This is a genomic window from Paracoccus angustae (assembly GCF_042648745.1).
Taxonomy (GTDB): domain Bacteria; phylum Pseudomonadota; class Alphaproteobacteria; order Rhodobacterales; family Rhodobacteraceae; genus Paracoccus; species Paracoccus angustae.
The window spans coordinates 42,879-56,420 of record NZ_JBHRXY010000012.1 but is presented as its reverse complement, the minus strand read 5'-3'; the positions used below and the strand labels follow the sequence as shown (position 1 = coordinate 56,420).

Genomic DNA, 13,542 nt, shown 5'->3' with positions numbered 1-13,542 from the left:
CACGGACCGGCCCCGAAAGGGTGCGGCCCGGATCAGCCGCGCTTCTTGTCTTCGCCGAGATCCTCAAAATCGGCATCCACGATGTCGTCATCGACGTCGCGCGGCTGGTCGCCGTCGTCGCTGCCGCCCTCGGCCGCGGCCTGGGACGACTTGTAGATGGCCTCTCCCAGCTTCATCGACGCATCCATCACGTTCTGGATGCCGCCGCGGATCTTGCCCGCGTCGTCCGACTTGACCGCTTCCTCGAGCGCGCCGATCGCGAGTTCGATCGCCTCGACCGTCGAGCCGTCGACCTTGTCGCCATGCTCCTCAAGCGACTTCTTGGTCGAGTGGATCAGGCTTTCGGCCTGGTTCTTGGCCTCGACCAGTTCGCGGCGGGACTTGTCGGCCTCGGCATTGGCTTCGGCGTCCTTCACCATCCGCTCGATATCCTCGTCGGTCAGGCCGCCCGAAGCTTGGATGGTGATGTTCTGCGTCTTGCCGGTGCCCTTGTCCTTGGCCGAAACCGACACGATGCCGTTGGCGTCGATGTCGAAGGTCACCTCGATCTGCGGCAGGCCGCGCGGCGCGGGCGGGATGTCCTCCAGGTTGAACTGGCCCAGAAGCTTGTTGTCGGCCGCCATCTCGCGTTCGCCCTGGAACACCCGGATCGTCACGGCGTTCTGGTTGTCCTCGGCGGTCGAGAAGATCTGCGACTTCTTGGTCGGGATCGTGGTGTTGCGGTCGATCAGGCGGGTGAACACGCCGCCCAGGGTCTCGATGCCCAGCGACAAGGGCGTCACGTCCAGCAGAACCACGTCCTTCACATCGCCTTGCAGCACGCCGGCCTGAATGGCCGCGCCGAGCGCCACGACCTCGTCAGGGTTGACGCCCTTGTGGGGCTCCTTGCCGAAGAACTCGGTGACGGCCTCGATCACCTTGGGCATGCGGGTCATGCCGCCGACCAGAACGACCTCGTCGATGTCGGACTTCGACACGCCGGCGTCCTTCAGCGCGTCAGCGACCGGCTTCATGGTGCGCTTGATCAGGTCCCCGACCAGCGATTCCAGTTTCGCGCGGGTCAGCTTGATGACCAGGTGCAGCGGCGTGCCGCTGTTCTTGTCCATCGAGATGAAGGGCTGGTTGATTTCGGTCTGCGAGGACGACGACAGCTCGATCTTGGCCTTTTCGGCGGCTTCCTTCAGGCGCTGAAGGGCCATCTTGTCCTTGGTCAGATCGACGCCATGCTCTTTCTTGAACTCCTCGGCGAGGTAGTTCACGATCCGCATGTCGAAGTCTTCGCCGCCCAGGAAGGTGTCGCCGTTGGTGGACTTCACCTCGAACAGGCCGTCGTCGATCTCCAGGATGGTGATGTCAAAGGTGCCGCCGCCGAGGTCATAGACCGCGATGGTCTTGCTGTCCTTCTTGTCCAGGCCGTAGGCCAGCGCGGCCGCGGTCGGTTCGTTGATGATGCGCAGGACCTCAAGGCCCGCGATCTTGCCCGCGTCCTTGGTCGCCTGGCGCTGCGCGTCGTTGAAATAGGCGGGCACCGTGATGACGGCCTGCGTCACCGGCTCGCCCAGATAGGATTCGGCGGTTTCCTTCATCTTCTGAAGGATCATCGCGCTGACCTGGGCGGGGGAATACTTTTCACCCTTCACCTCGACCCAGGCGTCGCCGTTGCCGCCGTCCACGATGTTGTAGGGGACAAGCTTCTTGTCCTTTTCCACGGCCTCGTCGCCGATGCGGCGGCCGATCAGGCGTTTCACGGCGAAAACGGTGTTGGTGGGGTTCGTGACCGCCTGGCGCTTGGCCGGCTGGCCGACAAGGCGCTCGCCGTCCGTGAAGCCCACGATGGAGGGCGTGGTGCGGGCGCCTTCGCTGTTCTCGATGACCTTGGGCTGGCTGCCGTCCATGATCGCGACGCAGCTGTTCGTGGTGCCGAGGTCGATGCCGATGACTTTTGACATGCTTGTTTCCTTCTTGCGGCGATTTCACTGGACTTCGGGTCCGTTTCGGCCCCCGAGGCCCGATCCCAAAAACACGTTTCCAGGTCCGGCTTCCCGGACGCTTCGGGGTGTATATAGGCATGGTTTCAACCCCCGCAAGCGCCGGATGCGGGCAATTTGCAGGGCTCAGTCGGCCGCGCCCCAGCTCAGCGATTCGTATTTGCGGGTGGTGAAGTTGATCAGAAGCCCCAGCATCATGGCGGCCAGGGAAAACCACAGCGCGTAAAGCGGATCGGTCTTGAGCGGCGTGTAATTGATGAACAGAAACCCCCGCTGCTGGTCGATGACGTGGAACAGCGGGTTCCAGATGAACCAGGGCAGCAGCACGTTGGGCACCACGTTGCCCACGAACATCTTGCCCGACGCGAACATGTTGATGCGCTGAAAGGCGGTGGTGATCAGCCTGGAGGCGCGCGGCGACCAGGGCCGGAGGCCCAGAAAGACCAGCCCGATGCAGCCGCCCGAGAACCAGGCCAGCAGATACATCGCCAGACAGCCCGGCCAGAAGTCGAACCGGATCGGCGCCGCCAGCACATGATACAGCCACAGGATCGCGATGCAGCTGATCGTCTGGCGATACAGCACCGCCAGGGCCGCCGAGGCGATCAGGATCGCGGGGTTCAGCGGCTCGTGCTTGATCAGCCCGCCCGAAACCGAATGGCTGCCCGCCACCGCGCCCGAGGCCTGCGTGTGGACCATGAACATGAAGATGCCGGACAGCAGATACAGGATGAAATCCCCCCGGATCGGCGACTGGCGCACCCCCATGATCAGGTAGATCATCAGAAAGGCCATCAGGAAGATGCCCGATTGCAGAACGGTCAGCAGCAGGCCCACGATCGCGTTGCGGTGGTCGTTGCGCAGGTTGTAGACCGTCTGGTGATAGATCAGCCCCAGCGTCGTTCCCGCGGCCTGGATGATCGTGTCGTTCTTCCGCTGGTTGAACAAGCCCGCGCGTCCCTTTCGCCTTTCGGCCCGCGGGCGCTTGCCCAAGCCGCTGGCCCCGATCATAAGGAAGTCTCGCCCCCGTCACAATCGGCGGGGCTGCGCTGATGCGGCCGTCGCGGAAGGAAACTGGATGCAATTTGAACGACTGACACTGGAAATGCGGCGCCTTGCGTTGCAGGCCGGCGCGCGCATCATGGAGATCTACGGGGCCGAGGATTTCGACATCCGCGCCAAGTCCGACGAATCGCCCGTCACCGCCGCGGACGAGGCCGCCGATGCGCTGATCGCCGAAGGGCTGCGCGCGGCCTTTCCCGACATTCCCCTGATCACCGAGGAGCAGGCCGCGAGCCACGCGCAAACGGCGCAGACTTTTCTGATCGTGGATCCCCTGGACGGCACAAAGGAATTCGTGCAGCGGCGCGGGGATTTCACCGTCAACATCGCCTATGTCGAAGACGGCGTGCCGCTGCGCGGCGTGGTTTACGCCCCCGCCAAGGGCCGGCTGTTCTATACCACCGCCGACGGCCGCTCGGTCGAGGAGCATGGCCCCTTCGGCGATGCGCCCGGCCAGACGGCGCCCATCGGCGTCAATCCGATCCCCGACAACCGCGGGTTGATGGTGGTGGCGTCGAAGTCGCACCGGGACGCGGCAACCGACAATTACATCGCCCGGTATGCCGTGCGCGACATGACCAGCGCCGGATCCTCGCTGAAATTCTGCCTTGTCGCCACCGGCGAGGCGGATCTGTATCCGCGCCTCGGCCGGACGATGGAATGGGACACGGCGGCGGGCGATGCGGTGCTGCGCGGCGCGGGCGGAGAGGTCGTGCGCTTTGACGACCACACGCCGCTCACCTATGGCAAGCCCGGTTTCGAGAACCCCTTCTTCATCGCCTTTGCCCCGGGCGTGCTGCTGGTGAAGGCCTGACATGTCGGTTCTGATCGTGATCCCCGCCCGCCATGCCTCGACCCGCTATCCGGGCAAGCCGCTTGTCGGCCTGCGCGGCGCGTCCGGCCAGCCGCGCAGCCTGATCCGGCGCAGCTGGGACGCGGCCATGGCGGTCGGCGGCGTGGACCGCGTGGTTGTCGCCACCGACGACGACCGCATCCGCGATCATGCCCAGGCCTTCGGGGCCGAGGTGGTGATGACCGGCGCGTCTTGCCGCAACGGCACCGAGCGCTGCGCCGAGGCCGTGGCGAACCTGGGCGTCTCGCCCGAGATCGTGGTGAACCTGCAAGGCGACGCGCCCCTGACCCCCGCCTGGTTCGTCGAGGATCTGGTGGCGGGCCTGCGCGCCGATCCCGCCTCGGACGTGGCGACCCCGGTTCTGCGCTGCACGGGGCAGATGCGCGCCGACCTGATCGCCGACCGCCATGCGGGCCGCGTGGGCGGAACCACGGCGGTTTTCGGCCATGACCGCCAGGCGCTTTATTTTTCCAAGGAAGTGATCCCCTTTGCGGCGGGCGACATCGGTGCGGACGCGCCAAGCCCGGTCTTCCACCATGTCGGCGTTTACGCCTATCGCCCCGCGGCGCTGGCCGAATACGCCGCCTGGGACGAGGGCCGGCTGGAGCGGCTGGAGGGCCTGGAACAGCTGCGTTTCCTGGAACGCGGGCGCCGGATCCTTTGCGTGGAGGTCGAGGCGCGCGGCCGCCGGTTCTGGGAGCTGAACAACCCCGAGGACGTGCCGCGCCTGGAAGCCATGATGAAGGAGATGGGGCTGGATTGAAGCATCTTGCGATTCGGGCGCGTTTGTCGAGAATCGTTGTCGGCCTTTGATCGCCTGGGCGTCAAATCGCCGACGCTCTGGTGATTCGGCTTGCAGGATGAAACATTCGCGGGTGACTTGGCGTTATGCCCCGTTCAGCCTATGGCTGCCGCAAGGATCAACAAAGGTGTCGTTTCATGACTCGTAAGGTAACCAAGGCCATCTTTCCCGTAGCTGGTCTGGGCACGCGCTTTCTTCCGGCCACAAAAAGCATCCCGAAAGAGATCATGACCCTGGTCGACCGGCCGCTGATCCAGTACGCCATCGACGAGGCGCGGGCGGCGGGCATCACCGAGTTCATTTTCGTGACCTCGCGGGGCAAGGGCGCGCTGGAAGATTATTTCGACCATGCGCACGAACTGGAAAGCAGCCTCAAGAAATCAGGCAAGAACGACCTGCTGGAAATCCTGCGCACCACCAACATGGAATCGGGCGCCATCGCCTATATCCGCCAGCACAAGGCGCTTGGCCTGGGCCATGCGGTCTGGTGCGCGCGGCGGCTGCTGACCGACGACGAACCCTTCGCGGTGGTGCTGACCGACGACGTGATCATGGGCGATCCGCCCTGCCTGCAACAGATGATCGAGGCTTACGGCGAAACCGGCGGCAGCATGGTCGCCACCATGGAGGTCGCCCCCGAGAAGGCGCAGGCCTACGGCGTTCTGGACGTGGCCGAGGACATGGGCGCCATCGTCAAGGCGCGCGGCATGGTCGAGAAGCCCCCCCTGGGCACGGCGCCGTCGAACCTGGCGGTGATCGGCCGCTATATCCTGGCGCCGACCGTGATGGGGAACCTCAACAAGCTGAAGGCCGGATCGGGCGGGGAAATCCAGCTGACCGACGCCATCGCCGACGAGATCGAGGCCGGGCGCGGCGTTTACGGCCTGCGCTTCCGCGGGCAGCGCTTCGACTGCGGGTCGAAGGCGGGCTTTCTTCAGGCGACCGTGGCCTTTGGCCTGGAACGCGACGAGCTGAAGGAAGAATTCGCCGAATACCTGCACGACATCATGTCCATGCGCCGGGCGGCCGAATAAGCGCATGGCGCGGACGGTTCTGGTGACCGGCGGCGCGGGCTATATCGGCTCGCACGCCTGCAAGGCGCTGGCGGCGGCGGGATACCTGCCGGTGACGCTGGACAACCTGTCCACGGGCTGGCGCGACGCCGTGAAGTTCGGCCCCCTGGTGCAGGCCGACCTGCTGGACCGGGCGGCGCTGGACGCGGCCTTCGCCGCCCACAAGCCCGTGGCCGTTCTGCATTTCGCGGCCCTCAGCCAGGTCGGCGAGGCCATGGCGGAGCCGGGCAAATACTGGCGCAACAACGTCGGCGGCTCGCTGAACCTGATCGAAGCCGCCATCGGCGCGGGCTGCCTGGATGTGGTCTTCTCCTCGACCTGCGCCACCTATGGCGACCGCGACGGCGAGGTTCTGGACGAGCAGACCCCGCAGGCGCCGCTGAACGCCTATGGCGCCTCCAAGCGCGCGATCGAGGACATGCTGGCCGATTTCGGCGCCTCGCACGGGCTGCGCTCGGTGATCTTCCGTTACTTCAACGTGGCGGGCGCCGACCCGGACGGCGAGGTGGGCGAGCATCACCGCCCCGAGACGCATCTGATCCCCCTGATCCTGGATGCGGTGGACGGCAGGCGCGCGGCGCTGACCGTGCACGGGACCGACTATCCGACCCCGGACGGGACCTGCATCCGCGATTACGTTCATGTCATGGATCTGGTCGATGCCCATGTGAAGGGATTGGAATGGCTGCGCGCGGGGCGCGGCAGCCGGGTCTTCTGCCTGGGCACGGGTTCGGGCTTTTCGGTCCGCGAGGTCGTGGACGCGACGCGCCATGTCACCAACCGGGCGGTGCCGATGGTTGATGGCCCGCGCCGGGGCGGGGACGCGGTCAGGCTGGTCTGCGGCAGCACCCGCGCCAAGGCGGAACTGGACTGGCGGCCGCAACGCTCCACAATGCCGCAGATGATCGCGGACGCCTGGCGCTGGCACCAGAACGGCGCCTATCGGGCGTGACCGGGGACCGGCCAAACGCCGTGCGGCGGGCGTGGTCGGCCTATCGCCAGCGATGGAAACGGCGCAAGCTGCTGTGGCGCTGCCTGCGCGCGGGCGGCGAGCTGACGCCGCTGGCCGACCGCACGGCGGCGATCCAGCCGGGCGACATCCTGGCCTTTGCCGCCGTGCGCAACGAGATGCTGCGCCTGCCGCAGTTCCTGGACCATTACCGCCGCCTGGGCGTCGGGCATTTCCTGATGGTGGACAATGCCAGCACGGACGGCACCGACGGTTTCCTGCGGGACCAGCCTGACGTGTCGCTGTGGCGGGCGGCGGGTGGATACCGGGCGTCCCGCTTCGGAATGGATTGGCTTGGCGCGCTGCTGTTCCGCCACGGCCACGGGCATTGGTGCGTGACCGCCGATGCGGACGAATTGCTGATCTATCCCGACTGGGACCGCCGCGCCCTGCCGGATCTGGTGTCCCATCTGGAGGCGGTGGGCCGTCCCGCCCTGGGCGCGATGATGCTGGATCTGTATCCGCGCGGCCCCCTGGACCGGGCCGAGGCCGGGCCCGAGGCCCCCCCGACCGAGCAGCTGCCCTGGTTCGACGCCGCGCCTTATCGCTGCGCGGTCGTGCCCCCCAAGCGCAACCGCATCCTGCGGGGCGGCGTGCGCGAGCGGGTGTTCTTTCCCGACGCGCCCGGGCGCGGACCGACCCTGAACAAGCTGCCGCTGGTGCGCTGGAACCGGCGGTATGTTTATGTCAATTCCACCCATTCCCTTCTGCCGCCCCGCCTGAACGACGAATACGACGGCCCCGGCGACCCGCGCCTGTCGGGCATCCTGCTGCACAGCAAGTTCCTGCCCGACAGCGCCGCCCGCGCGGCCGAGGAGCTGCGGCGCGGCCAGCATTTCATCGATCCCGGGCTTTATCGCCCTTATCACCAGGCCGTCGCCCGGGCGCCGGTGCTGTGGCACGACGGCTCGGTCCGGTATCGGGACTGGCGGCAGTTGCTGGACCTGGGGCTGATGGGCGCAGGCGACTGGCTTGCGACCGGCGGTTGACGGGTGCCGGACAGCCTTGCCAAATACGTGCAGCCGTAGCATTGCAGGCATCACGACGGACGAACGATGCGGTTTCGACGGGCAAGGGTGGCAATGCCGGGGCTAGGCACGCATTCGATCAGGCAACGGCTGCGCCGCCGCCTGGAACGCCAGCGCCTGATCGGGCGGGCGGTCCGGCGCAGGCGCGCGCTGCGGCCTTTGTCCGACCGCACCGGGCAGATCGGACCAAGCGACATCCTGTGCTTTGTCACGCTGCGCGACGAACGCGTCCGGCTGCCTTACTTCCTGGACTATTACCGCGCCATGGGCGTGCGGCATTTCCTGATGGTGGACAATGCCAGCACGGACGGCGGCACGGATTACCTGCGCCGGCAACCCGACGTGTCGCTGTGGTGGACCGACCACGGCTACAAGGACGCGCGCTTCGGCATGGACTGGATCGGCTGGCTGCTGTTGCGCCATGGCCGGGATCACTGGTGCCTGACGGTCGATCCCGACGAATTCCTGGTTTATCCCCATTGCGACCGCCGTCCGCTGGCGGCGCTGACCGGCTGGCTGGATTCCACCGGCCGCCGGTCCTTTCCCGCCATGCTTCTGGACATGTATCCCAAGGGTCCGGTCGAGGATGCGATCTGCGCCGAGGGCGAGGATCCCTTCCGTGTCGCCCGCTGGTTCGATCCGGCCAACTACTCGATCCAGAAGAATTCCCACTTCGGCAACCTGTGGATCCAGGGCGGCCCCCGGACCCGGGCCTTTTTCGCCCGGGATCCGCTGTCCGGGCCGGCGCTGAACAAGATCCCGCTGGTCAAGTGGCACCGGCGCTATGCCTATGTCAGTTCCACCCACATGCTGCTGCCGCGCGGGTTGAACCGCGTCTACGACGAAAACGGGGGCGAGCAGGTCTCGGGCTGCCTGCTCCATGCCAAGTTCCTGTCCTCTTTGGCCGCCAAGTCGGCCGAGGAACTGGACCGCCGGCAGCATTACGGCAACAGTCAGGAATACCGGGCCTATCACGCGGGGCTGCATCGCGGAGTGCGGCTGTGGTGCGGCGAGTCGCGCGAATACCTGGGCTGGCGGCAGCTGGAGGATCTGGGCCTGATCTCCCGCGGGAGCTGGGCATGACGGGAACGGTGCGCCTGGAAACAGTGCGGCTGGGCGTGGTGCTGCTGTGCCACGGGGATCTGGACATGGTGGCGCGGCTGGCGCGCATCTGGACCGGCGGCGGGGCGCGGGCGGCGATCCATGTCGATGCCAAGGTCGCGGCCGCGCGCCTGGCCGGGCTGCGGGATGCGTTGAAGGATTGCGGCCCCGTCATCTTTAGCAAGCGCCACCGCTGTTCCTGGGGACGCTTCAGCCTGGTGCGCGCCACCCAGGACGCGGCGGCCGAACTGCTGGCGCGCTTTCCCGACACGACCCATGTTTATCTGGCCTCGGGATCCTGCCTGCCGCTGCGGCCTGTCGGTGATCTGATCGCCTATCTGGGGGCCGATCCCGACCGCGACCATATCGAAAGCGTCAGCACCCGCGACGCGGGCTGGACGGTCGGCGGGCTGAACGCCGAACGCTTCACGCTGTTCTTCCCCTTCGACTGGAAAAAGCACCGCTGGCTGTTCGACCGTTTCGTGGACTGGCAGCGGCGCTGGCGCATCCGGCGGCGGATGCCTGGCGGGCTGACGCCGCATCTGGGGTCGCAATGGTGGTGCCTGACGGCAAAAACCCTGCGCGCGATCCTGGAGGATCCGCGCCGGGCGGAATTCGACCGCTTCTTCCGCCTTGTCTGGATACCCGACGAAAGCTACTTCCAGACGCTGGTGCGGCGCCATTCGACCCGGATCGAAAGCTGGTCGCTGACCATGGCCAAGTTCGACCACATGGGCCGGCCCTACCTGCTTTACGACGATCACATCCCCATGCTGGCCGAATCGCGCTGCTTCGTGGCCCGCAAGGTCTGGCCCGGCGCCACGGGCCTGCTGGCGCATTTCCCGCTGCCCGCCGAGGGCCCCCCGCAGGTCGATCCGCCGCAGCCCGCGCGGATTTCCCGCATCATCAACCAGACCGTGCGCCGCAGGGTGCTGGGACGGCCGGGGCTTTACATGCAAAGCCGCTTTCCCCGCAAGGACGCGGAAAACGGCAAGACCTCGGCCGCCTACGCGGTCATCCAGGGGCCGGGCGACATCTTCCACGGCTTCGAGGACTGGCTGCGCCAGCACCTGTCCTGCGATGTCCACGGCCACCTGCTGGCGCCGGAAGGGGTCGAGTTCGGGGGGCGGCCGCCGATCGGGCCGGGCGCGATCTCGTCGCACCCCCAGGTGCGCGACCACGACCCGCAGGGGTTCCTGACCTCGCTGATCCGCATCACGGACCGGATGCAGGTGTTCCAGTTCGGCCCGCGCGACAACCAGGCGCTGACCTGGTTCATGGCCACCGATCCCAATGCGCATATGCTGGTCGTCACCGGCGCCTGGAAGCTGCCGCTTCTGCATTCGGGGATGCCCTTCGACGACGTGCGGCGGGCCTTTGCGCATCTTCAGCGGACCGAGCTTGCGCATCTGGACGTTCTGAACTCGGTCTGGGTCCGCGCCCGGCTGCACCGGCACGACCTGGGCGAGTTCCTGATGAACCCCGGGGGGCTCCTTCAGGACTTCATGTTGCGGATCGACCCGCATTCCGCGCCCGTGACCGCGCTGCCGGCAATGCGCGATCTGACCGGGCTGGACCAGCTGCTGCGGCGGCTGCGCAATTCGGGCCTGCACCCGCGCCTGACGGGCGAGGATCTGCCCCCCATCGAACCTCCGACCCATGAAAGGGCGGCCGCAGAATGAGCCAGGGCTTCCGCAGCTTCGTGATCTTCGCCGAGATGCGCACCGGGTCGAACCTGCTCGAGGCGACGCTGAACGCCGTCAAGGGCGTCACCTGCTTTGGCGAGGCCTTCAATCCCTACATGATGGGCTGGCCCGACAAGAACGAGATGCTGGGCGTCACGCGCGCCGAACGCGAGGCCGACCCCCTGGTCCTGCTGGCGCGGCTGACCGGCAGGCCGGGGCATCTGGCGGGGTTCCGCTATTTCCACGACCACGACCCGCGCGTGCTGGACCCGATCATCGCGGACCGGCGCTGCGCCAAGATCGTCCTGACGCGCAATCCGCTGGACAGCTACGTCTCGACCCGGCTGGCCTGGGAAACCAACCAGTGGAAGCTGAACGAGACGGAAACCCCGATCCCCGCGCGCATCACCTTTGACGGAGAGGAGTTCCGCGCGATGCTGGCCGCAACCGAAGCGTTTCGGCTGGATCTCGTCGCCCGCCTTCAGGCGACCGGGCAATCGGCCTTCTGGCTGGGTTATGAGGATCTGCGCGACGCCGACGTGATGACCGGTCTGCTGCATTGGCTGGGCCGCACCGACCTGGACCGGGTGGAACCGGCCCGCGACCAGGTTCCCCAGAACCCTCAGGAACTGGCGCGAAAGGTCGCCAATTTCGACGCGATGCAGGCCGACCTTTCGGGCATGGACCCCTTCGGGCTGCACCGTTTGCCGAATTTCGAACCCCGGCGCGGGCCTGCGGTGCCCAGCTTTGTCGCCGCCGATGCCGGAAGGGGGCTGGTGTTCATGCCCTTGAAGGCAGGGCCGGACCGGGCGGTCCGAGACTGGCTGGCGGCTTTGGGTCCGGTCGAGGGCGGCTTCACCCAGTCCACCCTGCGCCAATGGAAGCGCGCCCGCCCCGGCCACCGCGGTTTCGCGGTCCTGCGCCATCCCCTGCTGCGCGCCTGGCATGCCTTTGATCACGTGCTGACGCGCGGCAGTGCCGAACAGCGCGATCTGCTGCGACGCCTGCACCGCGTGGCGCTGCCCGCCGAAGGGACGGATCTGACAGGCGATGCCCGGATTGGCGTGTTTGCCGATTTCCTGGCCTTTCTGCGCCGGAACCTCCATGGGCAGACCTCGCTGCCGACCCATCCGATGTGGGCCAGCCAGACCGAGGTGTTGTCCGGTTTCGCCCGCTTTGCCGTTCCCGACATGCTGGCGCGCGAGGACCGGCTGGCCGAGGATCTGCGGCATCTGGCGCGGGCGGCGGGCATCGAGGATTCCCGGCTGGACGTCGTCGCGCCCGCGATGGTTCCGACTGCGCTGCGCGACAAGACCCTGGCCGAAGCCGCGCGTGCGGCCTATGGGCGCGACTACATCGCCTTCGGTTTCGACCTCCTGCCTTGACCTGTCCCCGTGCCGTCGAAAAGGCTTTCACCTTTGTCCAAATATCCCGCGGGGGTCTGGGGGCGCGAAGCCCCCAGCATCGCCCCCGGTGTCACCCCCGGCGTCGCCCCTTGTGCGCCTAGCCCTGCAACAGCGCCGCCAGTTCCGCCTGCTTTTCCTTCACCAAACCCGCGTCCCCGTCCGATTCCAGGTTCAGCCGCACCACGGGTTCCGTGTTCGACTTGCGCAAATTGAAGCGCCAATTCCCGAAATCCAGCGACACGCCGTCCAAGTCGTCGCGTTCCCTTGCCTGCGGCTCGTATTTCTCGATCAGGCGGGCAATCGCCGCGTCGGGATCGTCGATGTGATAGTTCGTCTCGCCCGAGGACGGATAAAGCCGCATCCGCTCCTCCAGCAGTTCGGCCAGGGTCTGGCCCTTGCGCGACAGCAGTTCCACCATCAGCAGCCAGGGGATCATGCCGCTGTCGCAGTAATAGAAGTCGCGAAAGTAATGGTGCGCCGACATCTCGCCGCCATAGATCGCGCCCACGTCGCGCATCTTGCGCTTGATAAAGGCATGGCCGGTCTTGCTGACCACCGCCTCGCCGCCCGCCTCTCGGATCATCGCCCTGGTGTTCATGATCACGCGGGGATCGTGGACGACCTTTTCGCCCGGCGACTTTTCCAGAAAGGCCGCGCCCAGAAGGCCCACGATGTACTCGCCCGGAATGAAGCGGCCGTTCTCGTCGAAAAAGAAGCAGCGGTCGAAATCGCCGTCCCAGGCCACGCCCAGGTCGGCATTCTCGGCCTTGACCTTCTCGACCGTGACGGGCTGGTTCTCGGGCAGCAGCGGGTTCGGAATGCCGTTCGGAAAGCTGGAATCGACATTGTGGTGCATCCGCACAAAGGTCAGCGGCGCGCCGCGCCGTTCCAGTTCCGCCGCGATGGCGTCAAAGGTCGGGCCCGCCGTGCCGTTTCCGGCGTTCACCACGATCTTCATGGGCTTCAGCACCGAGACATCCACGAAATCCGCCATGGCACGCGCGTAATCGGCGCGCGCATGGCTGAAATCGGTGACGCTGCCCTTGGCCGCAGGCGCGAAGCTGCCCGAGGTCGCCAGTTCGACGATCGGCGGCAATTCGGTCGCCGGATCCAGCGGGGCGGAGCCACGCCCCACGATCTTCATGCCGTTGTAGTTGATCGGGTTGTGGGACGCGGTGACCTCGATCCCGCCGTCGGTGTCGTGAAAGCCGGTGTGGAAATACACCTCCTCGGTTCCCGCCAGGCCCAGGTCCAGCACGTCGGCACCGCCGTCCGTCAGCCCCTCGATCAGCGCGGCGGCCAGTTCCGGCGAACTTTCGCGGCTGTCGCGGCCCACCACGACCCGCTTGGCCCCGCGAGCCTGGGCGAAGGCCCGGCCGATCCGGTAAGCCACGTCGGCGTCCAGGTTCTTGCCCAACTCGCCGCGCACGTCGTAGGCTTTGAAGCAGGTGATCTCTCGGGGGCCAAGGTTGCTGCGGTCAGACATGGGCGCGGATCCTTTATGCGCAAGGGTTGGTTCAATCGCTAACAGCTTG

At 66.7% G+C, this 13,542-nt stretch carries 11 protein-coding genes; 8 read left to right on the top strand and 3 right to left on the bottom strand.

The annotated features are described in order from the left end of the window. Positions 1-32: 32 nt before the first annotated feature. Positions 33-1,949 carry a molecular chaperone DnaK gene (gene dnaK, locus ACFOM8_RS14170; protein ID WP_377762408.1) on the bottom strand — a complete coding sequence of 639 codons (1,917 nt, stop codon included), beginning with the start codon at positions 1,947-1,949 and terminating at the stop codon, positions 33-35. Between the two features lie 165 nt (positions 1,950-2,114). Then, positions 2,115-2,936, bottom strand: coding sequence for an ABC transporter permease (locus ACFOM8_RS14165; protein WP_377762407.1), 822 nt, complete (start codon positions 2,934-2,936; stop codon positions 2,115-2,117). 130 nt (positions 2,937-3,066) lie between these two features. Between ACFOM8_RS14165 and cysQ the strand changes: the two genes are divergently transcribed. The 8 genes from cysQ to ACFOM8_RS14125 all read left to right on the top strand — a co-directional run bounded on the left by cysQ (position 3,067) and on the right by ACFOM8_RS14125 (position 11,986). After that, the gene (gene cysQ, locus ACFOM8_RS14160) at positions 3,067-3,864 is read left to right on the top strand and encodes a 3'(2'),5'-bisphosphate nucleotidase CysQ (protein WP_377762405.1); all 798 of its coding nucleotides are present in this window, start codon (positions 3,067-3,069) and stop codon (positions 3,862-3,864) included. A gap of 1 nt (position 3,865) precedes the next feature. Further along, the gene (locus tag ACFOM8_RS14155) at positions 3,866-4,666 is read left to right on the top strand and encodes a 3-deoxy-manno-octulosonate cytidylyltransferase (RefSeq protein WP_377762403.1); all 801 of its coding nucleotides are present in this window, start codon (positions 3,866-3,868) and stop codon (positions 4,664-4,666) included. A 176-nt stretch (positions 4,667-4,842) separates the two neighbouring features. Next, entirely contained in the window at positions 4,843-5,739 is an 897-nt protein-coding gene (locus ACFOM8_RS14150) for a UTP--glucose-1-phosphate uridylyltransferase (RefSeq protein WP_377762401.1), read from the top strand. A 4-nt stretch (positions 5,740-5,743) separates the two neighbouring features. Then, positions 5,744-6,730 (top strand): UDP-glucose 4-epimerase GalE, encoded by a 987-nt coding sequence (galE, locus tag ACFOM8_RS14145; RefSeq protein ID WP_377762399.1) that lies wholly within the window; start codon positions 5,744-5,746, stop codon positions 6,728-6,730. After that, positions 6,727-7,776: a glycosyltransferase family 2 protein gene (locus ACFOM8_RS14140; RefSeq protein WP_377762398.1), complete on the top strand. Its 1,050-nt coding sequence runs from the start codon at positions 6,727-6,729 to the stop codon at positions 7,774-7,776. Before galE ends, ACFOM8_RS14140 begins: the two co-directional genes overlap by 4 nt. Positions 7,777-7,842: 66 nt before the next feature. After that, a complete protein-coding gene (locus ACFOM8_RS14135; protein WP_377762396.1) occupies positions 7,843-8,898 on the top strand; it encodes a glycosyltransferase family 2 protein in 1,056 nt (351 codons plus the stop codon). Then, a complete protein-coding gene (locus tag ACFOM8_RS14130) occupies positions 8,895-10,598 on the top strand; it encodes a DUF5927 domain-containing protein (RefSeq protein ID WP_377762394.1) in 1,704 nt (567 codons plus the stop codon). The genes ACFOM8_RS14135 and ACFOM8_RS14130 overlap by 4 nt, the downstream gene beginning before the upstream one ends. Further along, entirely contained in the window at positions 10,595-11,986 is a 1,392-nt protein-coding gene (locus ACFOM8_RS14125) for a hypothetical protein (protein WP_377762392.1), read from the top strand. Before ACFOM8_RS14130 ends, ACFOM8_RS14125 begins: the two co-directional genes overlap by 4 nt. Positions 11,987-12,104: 118 nt before the next feature. Here the strand turns inward: ACFOM8_RS14125 and ACFOM8_RS14120 are convergent, their stop codons facing one another. Then, positions 12,105-13,493, bottom strand: a complete 1,389-nt coding sequence (locus tag ACFOM8_RS14120; protein ID WP_377762390.1) for a phosphomannomutase — start codon at positions 13,491-13,493, stop codon at positions 12,105-12,107. Positions 13,494-13,542 lie beyond the last annotated feature (49 nt).

Excerpts from the sequence above, each read along its gene's own strand:
- dnaK (WP_377762408.1), bottom strand. The coding sequence starts at position 1,949 with ATGTCAAAAGTCATCGGCATCGACCTCGGCACCACGAACAGCTGCGTC.
- cysQ (WP_377762405.1), top strand. The coding sequence starts at position 3,067 with ATGCAATTTGAACGACTGACACTGGAAATGCGGCGCCTTGCGTTGCAG.
- ACFOM8_RS14155 (WP_377762403.1), top strand. The coding sequence starts at position 3,866 with ATGTCGGTTCTGATCGTGATCCCCGCCCGCCATGCCTCGACCCGCTAT.
- ACFOM8_RS14150 (WP_377762401.1), top strand. The coding sequence starts at position 4,843 with ATGACTCGTAAGGTAACCAAGGCCATCTTTCCCGTAGCTGGTCTGGGC.
- galE (WP_377762399.1), top strand. The coding sequence starts at position 5,744 with ATGGCGCGGACGGTTCTGGTGACCGGCGGCGCGGGCTATATCGGCTCG.
- ACFOM8_RS14135 (WP_377762396.1), top strand. The coding sequence starts at position 7,843 with ATGCGGTTTCGACGGGCAAGGGTGGCAATGCCGGGGCTAGGCACGCAT.
- ACFOM8_RS14130 (WP_377762394.1), top strand. The coding sequence starts at position 8,895 with ATGACGGGAACGGTGCGCCTGGAAACAGTGCGGCTGGGCGTGGTGCTG.
- ACFOM8_RS14125 (WP_377762392.1), top strand. The coding sequence starts at position 10,595 with ATGAGCCAGGGCTTCCGCAGCTTCGTGATCTTCGCCGAGATGCGCACC.
- ACFOM8_RS14120 (WP_377762390.1), bottom strand. The coding sequence starts at position 13,493 with ATGTCTGACCGCAGCAACCTTGGCCCCCGAGAGATCACCTGCTTCAAA.